We start from the raw sequence: 1141 nt of genomic DNA on the forward strand, positions 1-1141 counted from the left end.
CGGGGCGCCGAGGGCGGGCGCTTGCGGCGTCGGGTGCCGGGGCGCGCCGCGCTGCGCCGGGCGTCGCGCCGGTCGGCCCGTGCGGCCGTCATGCGTCGCCTCGCGATAAAGCTGTCTGCGGCCGTGCGCCGCTTGCGAAAGGAGGGCCCCATGCCCAAGCCCCACATCCCCCTTGACGAGCTGCGTGCCCAGGTGGCCGCGTGCCACCGCTGCCCGCTTGCCGACGGGCGCACCCAGACGGTCTTCGGCGTGGGCGACCCTGCCGCGCGCGTGCTCATCGTGGGCGAGGCGCCGGGCAAGAACGAGGACCTCAAGGGCGAGCCGTTCGTAGGCGCGGCCGGCAAGTACCTCGACGAGCTGCTGGGCATCGCCGGCCTCACGCGCGGCGACGTGTTCATCGCCAACGTGCTCAAGTGCCGTCCGCCCGGCAACCGCGACCCGCGTCCGGAGGAGATCGAGCTGTGCACCCCGTTCCTCCGCGAGCAGACGCGTACCATCGACCCGGAGTTCATCGTCACGCTGGGCAATTTCTCCACCAAGTTCATCCTCAAGACCGAGGTGGGCATCACGCGCCTGCACGGTACGCTGCAGCAGGCGGGACGCTTCAAGGTGTTTCCCATCTTCCACCCGGCCGCCGCGCTCTACGATGGCAAGAAGCGCGAGGCGCTCGAGAACGACTTCGCTACCTTAGGCGAGCTTTTGGGCACCCGTCCGCCGGCGCCCGCGCCCGCGCCGAATCCCGCGCCGTAGCGTCCGCTGCCACTAAAGGGCGAAGATTTGCGATTTGGCAGGGTCGCTCGCGCGCGTGAAAGCGGAATCGCGAAGGACGGGAAGCCATGACTTGGGAGAACGCGTCTGAGTGAAGACTCTCACGATCGGAGCTAGCCGCCAGGGCGGCGTCGCGCCCTGCTAGATCGCAAATCTGTGCCATCGCGAGTAGGAAGCGCGGCAGCGGCGCCATCTCCGCCCCCCGCGGCCCCGCGCCCCCCGTGCGTTTTCAGCCCCTTGCGCCCCCTCGCGTCTCGCGTCCCGGCCCCCTGCGCGCCCCGCGCTTTTCGGCCCCTGCGCGCCCCGTCCCCCCGCGCCCCGCCCCTGCATCCTGGCTCCTCGCGTCTCGCGTCCCGGCCCCTGTGCCCGATCC

The 1141-nt window shown here is 71.5% G+C and carries 1 protein-coding gene; it reads left to right on the forward strand.

Going from position 1 to position 1141, the window contains the following annotated elements; genetic code table 11:
- Positions 1-150: 150 nt before the first annotated feature.
- Entirely contained in the window at positions 151-750 is a 600-nt protein-coding gene (locus tag D1643_RS11065; protein WP_160710651.1) for a uracil-DNA glycosylase family protein, read from the forward strand.
- Positions 751-1141: the final 391 nt, after the last annotated feature.

Source organism: Enterorhabdus sp. P55 (genome assembly GCF_009911695.1).
In the GTDB taxonomy this organism is placed as follows: Bacteria; Actinomycetota; Coriobacteriia; order Coriobacteriales; family Eggerthellaceae; genus Enterorhabdus.

What these genes read in the sequence shown, in the direction of transcription:
- D1643_RS11065 (WP_160710651.1), top strand. Translation starts at nt 151, where the DNA reads ATGCCCAAGCCCCACATCCCCCTTGACGAGCTGCGTGCCCAGGTGGCC.